Origin of the sequence: Streptomyces sp. BE303, assembly GCF_036290945.1 — a bacterium.
In the GTDB taxonomy this organism is placed as follows: Bacteria; Actinomycetota; Actinomycetes; order Streptomycetales; family Streptomycetaceae; genus Kitasatospora.
Map to the genome: position 1 here is coordinate 90,266 of NZ_JAQYWZ010000895.1, position 16,871 is coordinate 107,136.

Annotated in this window: 14 protein-coding genes; 3 read left to right on the top strand and 11 right to left on the bottom strand. The window is 75.6% G+C overall.

Features of this window, described 5'->3' with window-relative positions:
• Positions 1–158 precede the first annotated feature (158 nt).
• Complete coding sequence (locus PUR56_RS34660) at positions 159–365, top strand: antitoxin (protein ID WP_329951863.1); 207 nt, start codon at positions 159–161, stop codon at positions 363–365.
• Between the two features lie 74 nt (positions 366–439).
• Here PUR56_RS34660 and galE read toward each other — a convergent pair whose 3' ends face one another.
• From galE to PUR56_RS34685, 5 genes are all read right to left on the bottom strand, one after another.
• Positions 440–1,462: a UDP-glucose 4-epimerase GalE gene (gene galE, locus PUR56_RS34665; protein ID WP_329951864.1), complete on the bottom strand. Its 1,023-nt coding sequence runs from the start codon at positions 1,460–1,462 to the stop codon at positions 440–442.
• Between the two features lie 149 nt (positions 1,463–1,611).
• Positions 1,612–2,283 (bottom strand): hypothetical protein, encoded by a 672-nt coding sequence (locus PUR56_RS34670; RefSeq protein WP_329951865.1) that lies wholly within the window; start codon positions 2,281–2,283, stop codon positions 1,612–1,614.
• A 219-nt stretch (positions 2,284–2,502) separates the two neighbouring features.
• Positions 2,503–4,869 carry an RICIN domain-containing protein gene (locus PUR56_RS34675; RefSeq protein ID WP_329951866.1) on the bottom strand — a complete coding sequence of 789 codons (2,367 nt, stop codon included), beginning with the start codon at positions 4,867–4,869 and terminating at the stop codon, positions 2,503–2,505.
• 982 nt (positions 4,870–5,851) lie between these two features.
• Entirely contained in the window at positions 5,852–6,445 is a 594-nt protein-coding gene (locus PUR56_RS34680; protein WP_329951867.1) for a hypothetical protein, read from the bottom strand.
• A gap of 78 nt (positions 6,446–6,523) precedes the next feature.
• Positions 6,524–7,303, bottom strand: coding sequence for a sigma 54 modulation/S30EA ribosomal C-terminal domain-containing protein (locus PUR56_RS34685; protein ID WP_329951868.1), 780 nt, complete (start codon positions 7,301–7,303; stop codon positions 6,524–6,526).
• Between the two features lie 418 nt (positions 7,304–7,721).
• Between PUR56_RS34685 and PUR56_RS34690 the strand changes: the two genes are divergently transcribed.
• A complete protein-coding gene (locus PUR56_RS34690) occupies positions 7,722–10,469 on the top strand; it encodes a cytochrome P450 (RefSeq protein ID WP_329951869.1) in 2,748 nt (915 codons plus the stop codon).
• 130 nt (positions 10,470–10,599) lie between these two features.
• Here PUR56_RS34690 and PUR56_RS34695 read toward each other — a convergent pair whose 3' ends face one another.
• The 4 genes from PUR56_RS34695 to PUR56_RS34710 form a co-directional block, all read right to left on the bottom strand.
• Positions 10,600–10,743, bottom strand: coding sequence for a DUF6126 family protein (locus PUR56_RS34695; protein WP_329951870.1), 144 nt, complete (start codon positions 10,741–10,743; stop codon positions 10,600–10,602).
• Between the two features lie 53 nt (positions 10,744–10,796).
• Positions 10,797–11,153: an ArsR/SmtB family transcription factor gene (locus PUR56_RS34700; protein ID WP_329881272.1), complete on the bottom strand. Its 357-nt coding sequence runs from the start codon at positions 11,151–11,153 to the stop codon at positions 10,797–10,799.
• A 245-nt stretch (positions 11,154–11,398) separates the two neighbouring features.
• The gene (locus PUR56_RS34705; RefSeq protein WP_329951871.1) at positions 11,399–11,869 is read right to left on the bottom strand and encodes a hypothetical protein; all 471 of its coding nucleotides are present in this window, start codon (positions 11,867–11,869) and stop codon (positions 11,399–11,401) included.
• A gap of 296 nt (positions 11,870–12,165) precedes the next feature.
• Complete coding sequence (locus PUR56_RS34710; RefSeq protein WP_329951872.1) at positions 12,166–12,990, bottom strand: aminoglycoside adenylyltransferase domain-containing protein; 825 nt, start codon at positions 12,988–12,990, stop codon at positions 12,166–12,168.
• A 75-nt stretch (positions 12,991–13,065) separates the two neighbouring features.
• On the opposite strand from PUR56_RS34710, the gene PUR56_RS34715 reads away from it, so the two are divergent.
• Entirely contained in the window at positions 13,066–13,821 is a 756-nt protein-coding gene (locus tag PUR56_RS34715; RefSeq protein ID WP_329951873.1) for a polysaccharide deacetylase family protein, read from the top strand.
• Positions 13,822–13,874: 53 nt separating this feature from the next.
• On the opposite strand, the gene PUR56_RS34720 is transcribed toward PUR56_RS34715, so the two are convergent.
• Positions 13,875–15,083: a glycoside hydrolase family 3 N-terminal domain-containing protein gene (locus PUR56_RS34720; RefSeq protein WP_329951874.1), complete on the bottom strand. Its 1,209-nt coding sequence runs from the start codon at positions 15,081–15,083 to the stop codon at positions 13,875–13,877.
• Between the two features lie 205 nt (positions 15,084–15,288).
• Complete coding sequence (gene pdxR, locus PUR56_RS34725; RefSeq protein WP_329951875.1) at positions 15,289–16,839, bottom strand: MocR-like pyridoxine biosynthesis transcription factor PdxR; 1,551 nt, start codon at positions 16,837–16,839, stop codon at positions 15,289–15,291.
• Positions 16,840–16,871: the final 32 nt, after the last annotated feature.

Sequence of the window (16,871 nt, forward strand, 5' to 3'; positions counted from 1 at the left end):
CCAACTTCTACAATCCTGTAGAACTGACCTGGAGCATACAAACCCACCCCCGCAAAGTCATCCGCACACCTCCTACCCGGTTCCCGAAACCGACGAACCGCCAGGTCAGCGGCGGCTAGGATGACCACGAACCGCGCTGAAGGAGCAGAAACGCCATCATGTTCGAGAACCTGAAGAACATCGCCGACAAGGCCACCGACCTCGCCCGCGAGCACAGCGGTGCCATCGGCCAGGGCCTGGACAAGGTCGCCGACGTCATCGACGGGAAGACCGACGGGAAGTACAGCGACAAGATCGACACCGCCACCGGCAAGGCCAAGGACTTCATCCGCGGTCTCGACGAGTCCAGGAAGCCCGCGGAGTAGGGCCGTCGCGCACGGGCCGTGCGTGACGGCCGCCGGGCCGGGACCTCTGCCGCGAGGTCCCGGCCCGGACCGCGTCAGGCGGAGGCGGAGGCCGTCCTGGCGATCCACACGGCACGCCAGGCGAGCGCGTCCGCGACGCCCTCGGCGATGGTCCGGCGCGGCTCCCAGCCGAGGAGTTCGCGCGCCGCCGTCACGTCGCTGTAGCAGCCGAGCACGTCACCGGGGCGCGGATCGGCCTCGCGGACGTCCAGTTCGGCGCCCACGGCCTGCTCGAAGGCGGTGACCAGCTCCCGGACGGTGGTGCCGTCGCCGGTCCCGACGTTGATGACGCGGTACCGGTCGGTGGCGGCGGGCTTGATCACCTCGTCGAAGCGGGTGAGCGCCGCGACGTGGGCCTCGGCGACGTCCTGGACGTGGATGTAGTCGCGGATGCCGGAACCGTCCCGGGTGTCCCACTCCACACCGGTGATGGTGAACGGGATGCCGGCGGTGTGGGCCTCGATCAGCTTGCCGAGCGCGTGGCTCGGGTGGAGGTCCTGGAGGCCGGTGCGCAGTTGCGGGTCCGCGCCGACCGGGTTGAAGTAGCGCAGCGCGATGACCCGCAGCTCCTCGGCGCCCGCGCCGCGCGTCCAGTCCTGGAGGACCTGCTCCATCATCTGCTTGGTCCGCGCGTAGGGGCTGCTCGCGTTGACCGGACAGCCCTCGTCGACCCGGCCGTCCGGGGTCGGCGCGTAGATCGAGGCGGAGCTGCTGAACACCACCCGGGTACAGCCGTTGCGCTGGAGCGACTCCAGCAGCTCCACGGTCTTGCCCACGTTCTCGCGGTAGTAGAAGAGCGGCCTGGCGACCGACTCGGGGACGACGATGCGGGCGGCGCAGTGCACGACGGCGTCGATCTCGGGGTGGTCGGCGAAGATCCGGTCGACCAGCTCCGGATCGGCGATGTCGCCCCGGTAGAACACCCGGCCCTCGACGAACTCCGCCCTCCCCTTGGAGAGGTCGTCGAGTACGACCGGCGTGATTCCCCGGTCGAGCAGGGCGGACGCGACGGTGCTGCCGATGTAGCCCGCACCGCCGGTGATCAGGACCTTCCGCATGGTCGAACGCTCCCTGACTTCCGTTCGGACACCCCGTCGGCGCCCGATGGAAGTGGGGACGGCCCGTTCGCGCCCGGTGGTTCCCTCGCCCGCGCGGTCCCTGCCGCGGTGCGGGTCCGGCCCGTCGGCCACCGGACGCGACGGCCGGCTCAGGGACGCCGGGCGCGGCGGCGGAGCCGGAAGCCGGTCGCGACCAGGACGACGGCCGCGGCGGCGGTGCCGACGGCGGCCCAGGTCGCGGCGTCGGAGGCTCCGGCGGCGTCCGCGGGGCTCGCGGGGTTCGCGGCGTCGCGGCGCTCGGGCAGGACGGCGGACGTGACCGGCGTGGCGCTCGCGGGCGGCGCGGGCGGCGCGCTCGCGGGCGGGGCGGGGGCGGTGGCGGCCGTGGGTGCGGTGGTGGGCGCGGCCGTGGGTGAACCGGTGGGGACCGGCAGGGTCGGGTCGGAGATCACCGCCGCCTCGACGTCGAGTTCGCGCTCGCCGTGCCCCAGCGAGGGGAAGGCGCAGTCCACGGTGATCCGCCAGTGCCCGGCCGGCAGCAACTCCCGTGTGGTGTAGGCACCGGGGCGGCCGGGGACGGCGACCAGCCGCCACGGTCCGGCGGTCCGCCCGTCGGCGGAGGTCGCGGAGAGCGTTCCGGCGAACTCCTCGGTGACCGGGTCGTGGTCGTTCTCCCAGGTCGCCACGGCGGTGACGTGCCCGCCCTCCTGCCCGGCGACCTCCAGGTGAACGGTGTCGCCGTGGGCGGCGGCGGGGACGGCGGCGGGAGCGAGCACGGCCGCCGCGGCGAGGGCGGCGGCGGCGAACGGACGGGTACGCATGGCAGGTTCCTCGTGGGGGACGGCCCGGGTCCGGCCGCCGCCGTACTGGTGGCGACCGGACCCGGGGCGGGTGGGGCGGGGCGGAACCGGCGGGACCGGCCGCCGGGGGAGGCTCCCGGGGAGCGGCACCTCCGTCGGGGCGGCCGTCCCGGTGGGGGCCGGCGCGCCTCGGAAGGCCCGCCGGTCGGGAGGCCCGCCCCGTCGGAGAGGCCGGCTCCGTCAGGAGGCCTTCTGCAGCGCCCAGGACTGGTAGGCCTGGCCGTTCGGCTTCTGCAGTTCCAGCAGCCAACCGCCGTAGTACCAGCGGTTGCTGACACCGAGGACCAGCGTGGAGCCCTCGGCGCTCAGGGTGAACCCGCCGCCCGACGGGGTGAACCGCCACTTCTGGCCCGCCGTGTCCGAGCAGGCCCGCTGCGCGAGGTACTGCCCGGCCACCGGGTCCCCGCCGAGCTGCAGGCACTTGTCGGAGCGGGCGGACTTGATCCGCAGCGCGCCGGAGCCCGCGTCCTCGAAGGTCCACTTCTGGTTGGCGTAGCCCGTGCGCTGGTAGGCGATGGCCACGGTGCCGTCGTTGAGCGAGCTGCCCCACAGGTCGGCGGCCTGACCGGTGAGCCCGTTCACCATCGTGTAGCGGGTGCCCGGCTGCGGCCGGCCGGCGTCGGCCGGGGTGCGGAAGGTGGCCGGGCGGCCGGGCTTGGAGACCGTGCCGCCGGCGTCCCGCACGGCCAGCGCGACGGTGTACGAGGTACCGGGCGCGAGCCGGACCAGGCCGACCGCGGTGGAGCGGACGGTGCCGAGCGTCCGGCCGTCGAGCAGCACGTCGTAGCCGCTCGCGGAGGCCACCGCGGACCAGCTCACCATGACGGAGGACTGGGTGATCTGACTGATCGTCACATCAGGGCCGGTGGTACCGGCGGTGGGTGACGCGGTCGCGGTCGGGGTCGCCGTACCGGTCGGGGACGGGCTGCCGGTCGCGGTCGGCGAGGGGCTCCCGGTGGTGGTGGCCGTCGGGGTCGGCGTCGGGCCGCCGGTCGGGCTCGCGGTCGGTGAGCCGGTGGGGCTCGGCGAACCCGTCGGGGTGCCGGTCGGCGAGCCCGTCGGCGTGCCGGTGGGCGTGCCGGTCGGGGACGGGCTGCGGGTGGGCGAGGCCGTCGAGGTGGGCGAGGCGGTCGGGGTAGGCGTGCGGGTCGGCGTCGGTCCGGGGTCCGGGTTCGGACCGGTGGAACCGCCGGCGATCAGGAAGCGGTTGCTGGCGACGTTCCAGTGCGTGGCGAGGTAGCTGCCTGCCGCCGGGCTGGTGTGGTAGTAGTCGTCGTGCCGGCAGTCCAGCCGCATGTCACTGGCGTTGTCCGGGCAGACCGTGCGCATCGCCGGGTAGTACGGGGTGTCCGAGTAGCACATCAGGTCCCACTCGTCGACGCAGTGGCCGCCCTTGCTGGAGTTGGGTGCGCTGTTGCTCACCGCGCCCAGGTTGTGGCCGAGTTCGTGCGCCGCGGTGTGACCGCCCCAGCAGCCGGCGTCGGTCCGGCCGTACGAGGGGCCGAAGTTGCTCAGGTTGTCCTGGCCCGGCCGCTCGTCGCCCGCGAAGGTGCCGATCCCGCAGTAGACCTTCGCGTCGGCGAAGATCATGTACTTGCGGTCCTTGCGGTTGAGCCCCTGGGCGGTGAGCGCGCGGTTGCTGGTGTTGAAGTCCGCCATCTCGGCGTCGGAGATCTGCACGTTCAACACCGAGGCGGAGCAGTCGGGTTCGGTGACGAACCGGACGTGCCGGACACCGCCGGTCTCCTGGGCGCTCGCGTTGTAGATGACGTCGACGTCGGCGGCCCACTTCTTGAAGGAGGCCAGGTACTGCGCGAAGCGGTCGCTGCCCGGCGTGTGGACGTACACCACCTGCACGCGGTTCCCGGCGCTGCCGTCGCCCTCGCACACCACGGCGGAGGCGGCGCCGGCCGCGGGCGTGCCGGCCGCACCCGAGCCGCCGGCCGCGGCCGGATCACCCAGCAGCACCTTCTGCGCGGCGTCGAGGACCGGCGTCGCGCCCTTCAGGAGGTCGGCCGCCGCGGGCGGTTGCGCATCGGGGGCGGGAGTCAGCACCGGCGCCTGGGCAACGGCGGCGACCACCGGCGGAACGTCCTTGCGGATGTCCACGTCCTTCGGCGGGGCGTCCGGGCCGTGGCTGCAGAGGTCGCCGCCGGACACCTCCAGCGAGCCGGCGCAGCGGTCGCCGCCGGGCAGGGCCAGACCCGCGTAGACCAGGCCTCGCTCCGGCTGGTCCTTGGGTATCTCCTTCAACGGCGCGGCCTTCTGCTCGCGCTTCGGGCCGGGCGCCCGGGTGGCCCCCTCGGCGGTGCCGGTCTCGCCCGGATCCCCGTCCCCGGCGACGGCTCCGACCGCGGCCGCCTCCGCCCGGTCGGCCGAACCGGCCACCGCCACGGCGGTGTCACGGACGACCTCCGGCTCCATCGCCGTCCGGATGCCCAGCACACCCGCGACCAGGCCGGCCGTGACCGCCACGGCCACCAGTACCGTCCGCTTCCCCGCCCGCGTCCGCCGTCGACGGCGGAGCTCCGTACTCCGGTGCCCCATCGCGTGTCTCCTCTCCTCGTGCGTCGACCCGGCCGACCGCGTGGGGCGGCGGCCCGGGCCTTCCGACACTCCGGAGACCGGAACGGGCGGAGGCGATAACAGAAACCTCCTTTCGAAAGTCGCGCGGGCGGTCGACACCGGCCCTCCCGTGCGCGACCCGTGAGGAACCGGAGGAGGACGCGGGTGGGGAGCGGGTGGGGAGCGGGTCCGGCGCCGCGGTCGGCGCGGGCGGCCTGCCGGATCGACGGGCCGTCCGATCCTCCGCCCGGCGGTGCGACCGGTCGACGGTGCGGTGTCGCAGCCCTGCCGGAGTCGCCCCGCACCGCCGACCGTCCGACGGTGCGTCCGCCGGGGCAGCCTCGCCGGCGGGGCGGAAGGCAGAGCCCAAGGACAGGGCGAAGGACAGGGCGGAAGGCCGAGCGGCCGCCGATCGAGGGGGGCTCTCGTGGGGCGCGGGAGGTGAACACGGCGCACGGCGATGCCGGGGAGCGCACTCGGGGGGTATGCGCTCCCCGGCGCGGGGAGGTGGCGGCCACCCCTGCCGGTCGTCCGCGGGCCTCGGACTCCGGCTGCCGTGACCGGAATGCTAGACCCGCCCGGGGTCCGTGGCCAGAGCCCTGACCAGCAAATTTCCCGCCCAGGACATGCCACTTGATCAGCTCGCACCACCCCGGCACGCCGCCTTGCCGGCCCGCCGCCGGGCGAACCCCGCGCGAACGGGGCGCGACCGTCACCGGCGGTTCCCCGGTCGGCCACAATCGGCCGGATCCGACCGGTCGGCCGGTCGGATGTCCGGCGCCGACGCCACACCCGGCCGCCCACCCGGCCGCCCGCCCGCCCGACCACACGTCCGGCTCCGCACGCGGCTCCCCGGCGCACCCGGTCACCCGTCCGGCCGCACCCGGCGGAGCGCACCGCGGGCCACCGGGCACCGGCCCGCGCCGCCGTGGACCGACGTGGACCGCCCCGGACCGACGTGGACTCAGGCGGCCACGCCGAGCCGCTGCGCCGCGTACCCGGGGACGCCCTGGCGGTGCAGGGTGGCGAGACTCGCGGCGAGCCGCACCGGATCGCCGGCCAGCCAGAGCCGGAGCGCGGCGCCCAGCGCCCCACTGGCCGGGCCCACCCGCAGCCCGCTGACCAGGGTGACCCGCTCGCCGACCAGCGGGAGCAGATCGGCGACGGGGCCCGGCAGCCAGAGCGTGACCGCACAGGGAGCGGGCCGGGAGAGCAGCCGCAGCAGGCCCGGAACCGCCGCCTCCCCGGGCAGGCCGGGAGGGACGGGCAGAGCGGTCGAGGATCTGGAAGCCGTCGCGCCCGCCCGCGCGTTCGCCCCGGGCAGACCGGGCAGACCGGGCGAAACAGGCGGAACGGGGAGGCCGGGCCGCACGGGAGCCACCGGGAGGCCCGGCAGGGAGCACGGGACGGAACGGGCGTGCAGGCTCGGGATGACGTCGAGCAGTCCGTCCACCACGACGTCCGACACGTCGGTGCCGTGACCTCGCGCCAGGGCACGCAGCAGGGCCCGCTCGGCCGCCGTGATCCGGACGGTCAGCATGACTTCTTCGCAGTCCATGGTCCCAGTTCCCGTCTTGAGCTCGTGGGTGCTCTTCGGTCGCGTCCCGGTCAGCCGTTGTCGATCACTACCTGCCCGTCAACGAGCCTCCGCTACCGGCGTGATCAAGCCATAGTGGCCGTCGTAGCGGCGGTACAGTACCCGGCCGCGACCGTCCCCGGGATCAGTGTGGAAGACGAAAGGCCAGCACGTGAGCCAGAGTTGACGGGCGGCCTCGGGCAGGTCGAGCCGTGGCGCCGGGTGCGGGCTCTCCGTCAGCGGCAGCCCGGAGCCGCCGAGCCGCACGGTCGAGTGGGCCCGGACGAGCCGGAATCCGCCGTCGACGGGGCGGCGGTGGACCATGCTGTCCTGCCCCGTGAGCACGTCGGAGAAGAGGTGGAAGCGATAGTCCAGGGCGAGCATCTCGCGGACCGCCTGCTCGGGCGTGCGGCCGGCGAGCGGAACCGACTTCCGCCGGACGATCCGCCGTTCGGCCGGCGGGCGCGACGCGTACTGGGGGCGGTAACTGCTCTCGTGCTCCGCGGCGAGCCCGATCCGCCCCTGTTCGCGCAGCCGCACGGCCCGGCCGGCGAGCGTGCCGAGCGCCAGGTCGACCGCCTCCCGCACCGTCACGGCGGCGAGCTCCACCCGGACCCGGCCCACGTCGGCCAGCTCCACCGAGGCCTGGGCGACGGCGGGCCTGGTCACCGAACGGCCGCCCGGCCGGGCGAGCCGGAGACGCGTGCGGTGCGCGTCCGGTCCGAGGTCCGCGAGCAGCGCCAGCGACCGCGCCCGCGCGTACTCGGCGTCCTCGCGCGGCAGTTCGCCGCGGATCTCCACGCGGACGTCGAGGGCCGGCCGGTGGCGCAGACGGTTCATCAGGGATCCTCCTTGGCTCCGCACCATGCTGGACCTGCGCACCCCCTCCCGCCGAGGGCCGAAAGGCCCTGCCAGCGGGGCAGGGCGGCCCGGGCCCGGCAGGCCCGTCGGACCGGGCCGGAAGCGGGCTCCGGACCGGTCTGGGCGGGCGCCCGCCGACCTTCCGCCGCCACGCCGGCACTCCACCGATGGAGTGATCCGGGCGAATACGGCGCAACGCTCGCGGGACCGGCGCGTTTCCTATGGCGTGCGCCCTCTCGCAGCGGCGCGCGCGGGGGCCCGCGCCGATGGCCCCCGGATCACGGCTGTCGCGGTGGCGGCTCCGGTGGTACCGCAGCGCCGGGCCGGCACTCCGGGCCGGCACCTCGGTCGGTCGCGCCGGTCCGTCCCGCCGGTCCAACTGGTGAGAGGTGATGTCATGATCCTGATGAACGAAACCCACAGACCGCCCGCCCCGCCCAGAACGTCCCCACCGGGAACCCGGCCCGTCGTTCCGCCGCTCGCACCCGGCGCGCTGCCCGGCCTGGGCCACGCACCCGCGCTGCTGCGCGACCCGCTCGGCTTCCTCGGCTCGCTCGCCCGGTACGGCGACGTCGTCCGGATCCGCCTCGGCCCGCGCACCGTCTGCGTCGTCACCGACGCCGGGCTGGTCCACACCCTCCTGGTGGCGCTCGCCCACGACTGCCCGCGCGGCGCCGTCCAGGACACCCTCAAGACGGCGTTCGGCGACGGCCTGCTGATGTCCGAGGGGCGCGCCCACCGCGACCGCCGCCGGATGATCCAGCCCGCCTTCGGCCCGGACCGGATGGGCGAGTACCTCGCGGTGATGCACCAGGTCACCGAGGAGCGGGCGGGGCGCTGGCGGCCCGGGCAGGTCCTCGACGTGGCCAAGGAGATGAACCACCTCGCGCTGGAGATCGTCACCCGCGCGCTGTTCGACGCCCGGCTCAGCGAGGACGCCACGCTGGCCTTCCACCGGGCCCTGCCCGACATGGTGAAGGGTCAGATCGTCCAGTCGCTCTACCCGCACCCGGCGCTGGCGCGGCTGCCGCTGCCGGTCAACCGGCGTTTCGAGGCCGCCGTCCGGGTCCTCAACCAGGTGGTCGACCAGGCGATCGGCCAGGCTCCCGACACGGCGGCCGGCCGCGCGGGCTGTCCGGTCGGCCTTACCGCCGGAGGGCGCCAGACCCTGCCCGCGCTGCTGCGCGCCGCCGCCGACCCGGCCACCGGGCGACCGCTCACCGAGGCGGACGTGCGGTCCGAGGCGATCACCATGTTCGGCGCCGGCACGGAGACCGTCTCCACCACGCTCACCTGGCTGATCGACGAGCTGGTGCGGCACCCCCGGGTCGAGGCCCGCGTCCTCGCCGAGCTGGACGAGCACCTGCCGGCCGGCACCGCCCCCACCCCGGAGGCGCTCGCCCGGCTCCGCTACACCCGCGCGGTCACCCAGGAGGTGGTGCGGCTGCACGCGCCCAACGCGTTCCTGATGCGCACCGCGCGGGTGCCCGTCGAGCTGGGCCCCTACCGGATCCCGGCCGGCACCGAGCTCCTGTACAGCCTCACCGCACTCCACCGCGACCCGGCGCTCTACCCGGAACCCCTGGCCTTCCGGCCCGGACGGCACGAGGACGGCGGCACCGGCCCGGGCGGGCCAGCCGCACGCCAGGCGTTCGTGCCGTTCGGCGCGGGCAAGCACAAGTGCATCGGCGAGGCCTTCGCCTGGGCGGAGCTGACCGTGGCCGCCGCCGCGATCCTCCGCCGCTGGCGGCCCACGGCCGTCACGGGGTCCCGAGCCCGCGAAGTGGTCTGGACCACCGTCCAGGCCCAGGGGCTCCGCGTCCGGCTCGCCCCGCGCGGCGGCGCCGCCCCGCACACCCCGGGCACCCACCGCACGCCCCCGGCCCGCGAGAAGACGCCCGGCCGGTGTCACCTCCCCGGCAAGGGCAAGGGCCCGCGGGCAGGTGCCGGGGCAGGAGCGGGCACAGGGACGGGACGGCGGCCGGGAGGATCCGGCGCGGACCGGCCCGCTCCCGCCGCCGACCCGGTCGCGGGCACCCGCCGCACCGCACCCGCCCGCACCGCACCCGCTCGCTCCACGCCCGCCCGTACCGCACCCGTCCGCTCCACGCCCGCCCGCTCCACGCCCACCGCTACCGCGTCCGTCCTGACCGTCGCCACCCCGGCCACCGCCGTCCCCCGGCCCGCCCCGCCGGTGCGCCCCGGACCGTCGCCCGTCGCCGCGGCGACGCCCCCCGCCCCCCGCACCCCCGGCGAACTGCGCGCCGCCGCCGCCCGCCACACCGGCTGGGCCCTCGCCCACGGCCTGCTGACCCCGCCCGACCTCCGCCGCTACCAGACCTACGCGCTCCCGGAGCTGATCGGCCACTCCTACCCCCGGGCCAGGGGTGCCGAACTGGACCTGCTGGTCGACGTCCTCGGCTGGTTCACCATCCTGGACGACCGCTTCGACGGCCCGCCGGGGCGCCGTCCCGCCGAGGCCCGTGCCATCGTCGGCCCGCTGCTCGGCGTCCTGGAGGGCGGCCCCGCGCCCGCCGGCCTCCCGCAGCCCCCGCTGCTCGGCGCCTGGCGGGAACTGTGGCGGCGTCAGGCCGCCCCCATGTCGCAGGCCTGGCGCGACCGCGCCGCCGCCGAGTGGCGGGCCTGCCTGGAGACCTTCCTCGCCGAGACCGCCCACCGGGCCGCCCGCACCGTCCCCGATCTCGCCGAGACCGTGCGCCTGCGCCGCCATGCCAGCTGCCTCTACCCGTTCATGGGCATACTGGAGCGTGTCCACGGCGCCGAGGCGCCCGCCGGGCTGCTCGCCGAGCCCGAACTCCACCGCCTGCGCGCGAACACCGCCGACATCGCGACGCTGATCAACGACCTGTACTCGGCGGACCGCGAGGAGCGCCAGAACTCCGCCGCGTTCAACACCGTGCTCACCCTGCAACGGGTCCGCGGCTGCACCCGCAGCCGGGCCGCCGCCGCGGTCCGCGCCCGGATCGACCGGCTGACCACCGAGAGCGAGGCCCTGCGCCGCAGGCTGCTGCGCCGCCATCCGGCCGGTCACTGGTACCTGGACGGCACCCGGGAGCTGGTCGAGGGCGTCTACGCCTGGACCAGCACCAGCCGCCGCTACGGCGGGGAGGGCGGCAGCCGGTGACACCCGGCGGCGGCCGGCCGGCGGCCCCGCGGGTGGGAGCACCCGCCGCGGGGCCGGCACCGGCCGCCGCCGACCGGTGCTCCCACCCGCCGGCCCGCTGTCGCGGCCGCCGTGTGCGAGGGTCCCGGGGTCACTTCCGGTCGCCGAGCGCGAACAGCAGGAGCACGAAGCCCGCGAAGAGGTGGGTGGCGAAGATGTAGATGCCCGCGCGGATCAGCATGGCCCTGCGCCGCGCCTTCTCCTCGGCGGTGCCGTCTCCGGTGCGCTCGCTCATGGCCGGGTTCTCCTTCGGTCGGGCGGGCCGGTCGGGCCGCGCGGACCCGCCGCTCATCCGTTCCTCCCCGGTGTGGCACGGGACTCGGGCGCCCGCAGCTCGGTGAGCAGCGCACCCTGGTCGGTGATCAGTTCGGTGAGGATGCGCCGGGCGGCCCGCAGCAGCTCGGCGACGTCCGGGGTGCTCAGCGCGTAGACCACGGTGTTGCCCTCGCGGGTGGCCGTGACCAGCTGGGTCCGGCGCAGCACCGCGAGCTGCTGGGAGAGGTTCGACGGCTCGACCTCGATCTCGGTCAGCAGCTCGCGCACCGGGCGCGGGCCGTCCTGGAGCAGCTCCAGGACGCGGATCCGTACCGGGTGCCCGAGGGTCCGGAAGAACTCGGCCTTGGCCTGGTACAGCGGGACCGGCATCGTCCGCTCTCCCCGCGGGTCGGTGGGTGGTTCGCCCACCGGCGGCCCGGGGCCGGGGCGGGCGCGGGCCGGGGCGGCCCGAAGCATCATCCTCGCAGATGAAGAATTCTTCAAGCCGTCATGACGTCCCACCGGGAACGGGCGACCGGGCGACCGGCAGAGCGACCGGAGCCGCCGGAACGGGAGGGAACGGGACGGGCCCGGGGTCCGCCGACCCCGGGCCCGCACCTGTCGCTACCGCCCGATCAACAGGGCACCACGACGTCGAGGGTCACCGGGGACGGGCCCCACGGGTAACCGGCCACACTGAAGCTGCCGTGCACCGTGGACCCGCACGGCACGGTGCCGCCGACCCCGGTGACCTTCACCGTGCTGGCGGTGAAGCGGGTGTAGCCGCTGACCGAGCCGAGCGAGGCGCCGCCCACGATCTGGCCGGAGAGGCCGGTGATCAGGTCACGGGTCTCCAGCGGCGGGCCGCCCGGGCTCGGCGGGCCGGCCAGGGAGATCCGGCCGTACAGCTGCACGTCGGTGCCGGTCACGTCGGCGCAGACGGCGGTCCACACACCGGCCTGCAGGCCACCGTAGCCGCAGGTGGTGACCGTGGTGGTGGTGGTCGTGGCGCTGCTCTGCGCCGCGCCCGCCTGGGTCGGGACCGCCAGCAGGGCCGCAGCGCCGGCGGCACCGGCCGCTACCCGGGTGAGTCGGTTCATCCGCATAGTTCCGCTCCTCCTCAATTCGTCAGTCTCTGCACCGCAGAGCACTTCATGTGCCACATGTGACATTTCACATGTGGCATGCGGCAACCCTGACACAGGATTCGAATGCGCCGTAGCCCTTCAGACCCGAAGATCACCTTTCAGACCGGAAACCGGCCTTCGATGGCGCGATCACGGCTCGATCTCGCACGTCACACCCCACCCCGCAACCTCGGGCGTCACACCCGGGCCGGCCAGCAGGGCGCGGTGCCGCCGCTTCGGCACCGGGCCCTGCCGGCCGGCCCCAGCCGCGGCCGCTACCCCAGGGGCAGCCGCCCGGCGCCCAGCCCCTGCGCGCTCTCGATCGCCATGTCCATGTACGCGAGGGCGTGCGCCCGCCGGACGAACGGGTTCGGGTAGAGCGAGCGGTGCCGACGGCCCTCGCGGACCCGCAGGCACTCGTCCACGATCCGGTGCCACCGGCCGTCGAAGGCCTCCCGGGCGTACTCACCCGCTCCACGCTTCGACGTGATCCGCCCGGTCGCCAGCGTGTAGTGCAGCCGACTCACCCCCAGCACGCCCCAGGCCGGCCCCTGCCCGCCGAGGCAGGCCAGCCCCGGTCTCGTGGTCAGCCGGGAGGCCCGCCGCCACCACGGGCGCCAGTACTCGCCCAGGTTCCCCGCCGTCCAGAGGGCCAGCTCCCCCGGGTCGGTGTCGATCATCAGCTCCTGGGCGCGCGGTCCGCAGAGCGTCACGCCGTGGTGCGCGAGCGTGTGCCAGAGCACCGGATTGCGGTCGGACCGCACCCGGTGACGGACCTTCCCCTCGAACGCGTGCGGACCCGGCGCGGCCTGCGAGGGCGCACCCGCCAGCTCGTCCCAGGTCAGGTAGGGCCCGTCGAAGAACGGTCGCGGGTACTTGGCCGCGAGCAGGGCGTGGGCCCGCTCCAACCCGGCGAGCTGGTCCACGCCGACCGGATCTGCGGACACCGCCACGAAGTCGATGTCGCTCCGCTCGGGGTGGAAGTCGTCCAGAGCGGTCGAGCCGGTCAGATAGAGGCCCTCGACCAGCCCGGGTGCGGCTGCGTCGACCAGGGACAGATAGGCGTCAGCGATCTCGTGTACGAGTGGGTGCACAGTCACGGCCGCAAGCCTGCCATCCGGATGACCCTCCGTGTCCGTTCGTTTCCGCTTTGGGTCGGCGCGTGTTGATCGGACGTGCACCGTCTTCGCGCCACCCTCACCACCTTTCGCGCCAGCCTTCTCGCCACCCTCGCCACCCTCGCCACCCTGGGGGCGGCGGTGGCGGCTCCGGCACCGCCGACCCTCCTCGGCCAGGAGGTCCGCCGGCTCCCCGTCGAGGAGCGGGTCGTGGCGCTCACCTTCAACGCGGCCTGGGACGAGACCGGCCTCGCCGCCGTCCTGGCCACCCTGCGCGACCGGTCCGCACCCGCGACCTTCTTCCCCACCGGCCAGTACGCCGAGCAGCACCCGGGCGCCGTGCGCGCCGTCGCCGCGGCGGGCCACGGCCTCGGCAACCACTCCTACAGCCACCCGCACTTCACCGGCCTCCGGCCCGACCGGGCCCGCGCGGAGGTGCTGCGCGCCGACGCCGCGATCCGCGCCGCGGCGGGGGCCGAACCGCTGCCGTTCTTCCGATTCCCCTACAGCGAGACCACCCCGGAGGCGATCGCCAGGGTCAACGCCCTCGGCTTCGCCGACCTCGAATTCACCACCGACACCAACGGCTACCTCGGCGTGTCGGGTGGCATGACGATCAGCCGGGTGGTCGAGCGCGCCATGGCGGCTCTCACGCCGGGCGCTCTCCTCCAGCTCCACGTCGGCAGTGCGGAGGACGCGCCCGCCGCCGACCGCCGCTGCCTGGACGCCGAGGCCCTCCCCCTGATCATCGACGCGGTCCGCAGCCACGGGTACCGCATCCTGGACCTGCGCGAGCTGCTCGGCGACGGGTGAGCCCGCCACCGGGCCGTCCGGGCGCGGCGGTGCGGCGGTGCGGTGACCGGTGGTCAGGGAGCAGCGAGCGAGGTCCGCAGGGCGTCCACCCGGCCGACGGCCTCCGTGAAGGCGGCGCGGTCGAGGCGGCCGTCGTCGAGGGCGGCGGCGAGGGCCTGGGCCGCCGCGTCGCCCTGGTGCACGTCGCGCGCCGAGCAGAGCAGGAGGTCCATCCCCGCCTCCGCGGCGGCGAGGGTCCGGGCGGCGGTGTCGCCGAAGGCGGCGAGCGCCCCGGCCTCCAGGGCATCGGTGACGGTGACGCCCTCGAAGCCGAGCCGGGCGCGCAGTTCCCCCTGGACGACGACGGACGAGAGACCGGCCGGGCGTCCGGGGTCGAGGGCGGGGTAGACGGCCCAGGAGGTCATCACCAGACGGACGCCGGCGGCGATCGCCGCCCGGTACGGCGCCAGGCCGCGCTCCCGCAGGTCGACGAGCGAGACGGGCAGGGTGACGGGGCGCTCGTCGGTGTTCTCCTCACGGGCCGCGGCGCCCAGACCGGGGAAGTGCTTGGCGGTGGCCGCCACCCCGAGGGCCTGCTGCGCGGCGAGGTAGGCCGCCCCCAACTCGCCGACCACGGCGGGGTCCTGGCTGTAGGAGCGCTCGTGGTGGTCAATGAAGTTGTCGGGGGCGTCGTAGACGTCGAGGACGGGTGCGAGGTTGACGTTCAAGCCGGCGGCCGCGAGGGTCTGCGCCGCTCCGGTGCCCGACCGGGCGGCTTCGGCCGGCGGATCGGCGGCCAGTCCGGTCCGGCGGGCCGAGAGCTCGGGCGCACCGGGGAGCCGGCGGATCTTGCCGCCCTCCTGGTCGGTCATCAGCAGGAGCGGGGACCCGCCCGGGGCCTCGGCCGCCGCCTGGCTCAACTGCCGGACGGCGGCCTGGAGCTGGGCCGGGGAGGCGGCGTTCTCCTTGAACAGGATGACGCCGGCCGCCCGGCCCTCCCGGACGGTCTGGAGCAGGGCGGGCGGCGGGATCGGCCCGGGATAGGAGTAGACGACCCGCCGTCCGGCGAGTGTGCGGGAATCGGTGGTGCGCACTGGTGCGGTCCTCTCCGTGGAAACCGGCTCCACGGCGGCGTCCGCCATGGGTGCCGCCCGCTCGACGGCGGGGCTCGGCGGCGGGACGCTGCGGACCGGACCGGGCCTGACGGCCGGCACGACCGTGGACAGGGCGGTCAGCAGCAGAGCCAGGACCGTGACGCGGACCGTGCTGCGGGGCGTCGGCATCCGGCCTCCCTAGGTCAGGGGTTCGGCGATCTCGATGCGCTCGGCGGGGTCTGTGCGGTTGCCGGGCACGGCGTGACCACCGCGTACGGCGGATCGTGACGGCCGCACACGGCAGGTCGCCGGGCCGGGCCGGCCGCGCCCGGACGCTCGTCCTCGGCTGCGCGGCCGACCCGGTGCGACACCAGCAGCCTCCCCCCGGGAGCGGTCACTCCGCCTCCCGGAGCAGCCGTCCGAGGACGGCCACCCCCTCCTCGATCTCGCCGGGCGTGCCGGCCGCGTAGCCGAGGACGAGCCCCGGTGGGTGCGGCAGCCGGGCGTGCCAGGAGAGCGGCTGCAGCTTGACGCCGTGGGCGAGCGCCGCCGTGGCCAGTTCGGTGTCGGTGCAGGCGAGGCCGCCCGGGAAGGTGAGCAGCAGGTGCAGTCCGGCGGCGGCGCCGTGCACGACCGCGCCGGGGAGGTGGGTGCCGATGGCGGCGACCATCGCGTCGCGGCGGCGCCGGTGGCGGGGGCGCAGCAGCCGCAGGTGGCGCTCCAGCTCACCCGATTCCATCAGCCGGGCGAGGACGAGCTGCGGCAGCGCGGCGTTCCCGAGGTCGGCGAGGCGTTTGGCGTCGATCAGCCGGTCCCGGTAGCGGGCGGGCGCGAGCATCCAGCCGGTCCGCAGGGCGGGGGCGAGGAGCTTGGAGACACTGCCCAGGTAGAGGACCCGGTCGGGGAGGACGCCGTGGAGCGCCGGCACCGGCGGGCGGTCGTAGCGGTGCTCGGCGTCGTAGTCGTCCTCGATCACGAGCCCGCCGTCCGCGGCCCACTGGAGCAGCTCCCGCCGCCGGGCACCGCCGAGCACCACACCCGTCGGGAACTGGTGGGCGGGTGTGAGCAGCACGGCGGGCGCCCCGGCGGCCCGCAGCGCGTCGACCCGGATGCCGTCGGCGTCGACCGGGACGGGCGGGGTGGCGGTGATCCGGTGGCGGAGGTGCTGGCGGGTGCCGAGCGAGCCCGGGTCCTCCACGGCGACGACGTCGAGACCGTCCGCACGGAGCACCTCGCCCACCAGCGCGAGCGCCTGGGCCGCGCCGGCGACGACGATGACGTCGTCGGGGTCGGCGTGGATGCCCCGGTTGCGGCCCAGCCAGCGGGCGACGGCGTGGCGGAGCGCGGGGGTGCCGCGCGGGTCGCCGTAGCCGAACTCGTCGGCGGCGAGGCCGGCGAGGACCGCCCGCTCGGCCCGGAGCCAGGCGGTGCGGGGGAACGCGGCGAGGTCGGGGACGCCCGGTGTGAGGTCGATCCGGGAGGGTGCGGCGCGCAGGCCGTCGAAGCTGGCGGGGACGGGCGCGCCGTCGAACAGGGTCGGGCGCTCGGGTTCGCGCTCCGGCGCCGACGGCGGTACCGGTACCGGCCCGGCCGGGGCGGCGGAGGCGAGCGGGGCGGCGGTGCCGGTCCGTGGGCGGGTCGACGCCCCCGCGCCCGCACGCGCGGGCGGGGCCAGCGGATCGACCACGACCGTGCCGCCCCTCCCCCGCCCCGCGACCCGGCCCTCCTCCGCGAGGCGCCGGTAGGCGTCCGTCACGACGCCCCGCGAGACCCGCAGGTCGGCCGCGAGCACGCGGGTGGCGGGCAGCCGGCTGCCGACCGGGAGCCGGCCGTCGGTGACGGCCCGGCGGAGCCGGTGGGCCAGCCAGTCGGCGAGTCCACCGGCCGGGGCCTCCCGCGGGTCGAGCTGGAGGAAGTCCGCACCGGCTTCTTTGGACCTGTCCATGGGCTGATCATTGGACCTGTTCACGGGTCCAT

Bases quoted from the DNA above. Each gene is read 5' to 3' on its own strand.
- PUR56_RS34660 (WP_329951863.1), top strand. From the start codon at position 159: ATGTTCGAGAACCTGAAGAACATCGCCGACAAGGCCACCGACCTCGCC.
- PUR56_RS34685 (WP_329951868.1), bottom strand. From the start codon at position 7,303: ATGAACCGTCTGCGCCACCGGCCGGCCCTCGACGTCCGCGTGGAGATC.
- PUR56_RS34695 (WP_329951870.1), bottom strand. From the start codon at position 10,743: ATGAGCGAGCGCACCGGAGACGGCACCGCCGAGGAGAAGGCGCGGCGC.
- PUR56_RS34690 (WP_329951869.1), top strand. From the start codon at position 7,722: ATGATCCTGATGAACGAAACCCACAGACCGCCCGCCCCGCCCAGAACG.
- galE (WP_329951864.1), bottom strand. From the start codon at position 1,462: ATGCGGAAGGTCCTGATCACCGGCGGTGCGGGCTACATCGGCAGCACC.
- pdxR (WP_329951875.1), bottom strand. From the start codon at position 16,839: ATGGACAGGTCCAAAGAAGCCGGTGCGGACTTCCTCCAGCTCGACCCG.
- PUR56_RS34680 (WP_329951867.1), bottom strand. From the start codon at position 6,445: ATGGACTGCGAAGAAGTCATGCTGACCGTCCGGATCACGGCGGCCGAG.
- PUR56_RS34705 (WP_329951871.1), bottom strand. From the start codon at position 11,869: ATGCGGATGAACCGACTCACCCGGGTAGCGGCCGGTGCCGCCGGCGCT.
- PUR56_RS34720 (WP_329951874.1), bottom strand. From the start codon at position 15,083: ATGCCGACGCCCCGCAGCACGGTCCGCGTCACGGTCCTGGCTCTGCTG.
- PUR56_RS34670 (WP_329951865.1), bottom strand. From the start codon at position 2,283: ATGCGTACCCGTCCGTTCGCCGCCGCCGCCCTCGCCGCGGCGGCCGTG.
- PUR56_RS34675 (WP_329951866.1), bottom strand. From the start codon at position 4,869: ATGGGGCACCGGAGTACGGAGCTCCGCCGTCGACGGCGGACGCGGGCG.
- PUR56_RS34700 (WP_329881272.1), bottom strand. From the start codon at position 11,153: ATGCCGGTCCCGCTGTACCAGGCCAAGGCCGAGTTCTTCCGGACCCTC.